The organism is Micromonospora sp. ALFpr18c (assembly GCF_008868155.1).
Classification (GTDB): domain Bacteria; phylum Actinomycetota; class Actinomycetes; order Mycobacteriales; family Micromonosporaceae; genus Micromonospora.
On record NZ_WBKR01000498.1, the window covers coordinates 1 to 463 of the forward strand.

General features: G+C 71.5%; 1 protein-coding gene. It reads left to right on the forward strand.

Translation table 11 applies throughout. The features are described 5' to 3' along the window. On the forward strand, nucleotides 1-463 hold a 463-nt coding region (locus F8271_RS31830; protein ID WP_151493450.1), incomplete at both ends, for a GNAT family N-acetyltransferase.

Here is a 463-nt window from a genome sequence, read left to right on the forward strand (position 1 = left end):
AGGATGGGCGTACTGGAGAACACCGGCGCGCACCTGACTGTCGAACGGCTCCGCCTGGAGTGGAACCCGACGGCAGGCGTACCGACGCCCGACCGACGCCTGGCCTTCCGCCCGGTCGGCGACACCGACGAGCTGATCGCGTTGATGACCCGCACCCTGGACGGGACCCTGGACGCGCACAGTCGTGGCGACCTGGCGCAGATGTCCCCGCACGAGGCCGCGGTCAAGCACTACGAGCAGGAGTTCGCCACGTACTCCAGCCCTCGGGAGTGGTGGCGCATCGGCACGTTGGGCGAGGACGGCGAGCCCGTCGGGTTCGTCGTCCCGGCCCGCAACGCCTACCACCCGGTGATCGCCTACCTCGGCGTCGTCCCGGAGCACCGGGGTCGGGGGTACGTCGACGGCCTCCTCGCCGAGGGCACCCGGATCCTGGCCGAGGAGGACGTTCCACGCATCCGCGCGG